The following is a 639-nucleotide window of genomic DNA, read 5'->3' as shown; positions in this document are numbered from 1 at the left end:
GCAATCCTGAAATCGGCATAGAACGATTGGTTGTCAGGGGCGTCCTTGATCCCGACCCACTGCGTAAGACCGTTGGCCCTCAGCTTGAGGTTGTCCCCTATCCCCGCATAGGTCGGTGAGACCACAAAGTTATTGTCCGCCAGGTATTGCGTAAAGACGGGCAGGTTGAGCTCCTGCCCATGGCTTTTCGCCAGGACCGCTAACAGTAGGTATATAATCAGTTTTCGCATCTGTCTTTTTGTTCTTTTTGTTCTTTTTGTTCTTTTTGGTTTTACGGGACCCTTCATGCCCCGTTATCTATAGAGCGTAAAGTGCCCCACAAAGTCACGGTCGTCCCTTGGGTCGTTCAGCCTCACCACGTACCAGTAATCACCGGTCGGTAGCTCCTTGCCTTTATAGTTGCCGTCCCAGTAGTCGCCTACACGTAGCGTCGCTATCATACGGCCGTACCTGTCAAAGATATCGACCGTTAAATGGCCGTATTGGGATGCGCATCCCGGGCCCCAGCCCTCGGTGGCGGGCGTAAAATAGTTCGGGATGCACACGTCTATGTACTCAAAGTATCCGGAAGCGGTCGCAAAGCAGCCGTAACTGTCCGTTACCGTTACCGTATAGGTGCCCGATTCGTAGATCAGGAAC

Annotated in this window: 2 protein-coding genes; both read right to left on the bottom strand. The window is 52.6% G+C overall.

Annotated elements, in window-relative coordinates; all coding sequences use genetic code 11:
• Positions 1-230 (bottom strand): type IX secretion system membrane protein PorP/SprF (locus tag ACGLWY_RS18645; protein ID WP_396621186.1); only part of this gene is annotated, 230 nt, incomplete at its 3' end.
• Between the two features lie 63 nt (positions 231-293).
• On the bottom strand, positions 294-639 hold a 346-nt coding region (locus tag ACGLWY_RS18640; RefSeq protein WP_396621185.1), incomplete at its 5' end, for a T9SS type B sorting domain-containing protein.

The sequence above is a fragment of the Mariniflexile sp. HMF6888 genome, from assembly GCF_044335535.1.
Taxonomy (GTDB): domain Bacteria; phylum Bacteroidota; class Bacteroidia; order Flavobacteriales; family Flavobacteriaceae; genus Mariniflexile.
Note: the sequence above shows the minus strand (reverse complement) of the source record. Positions and strands in the feature narration are given on the sequence as shown.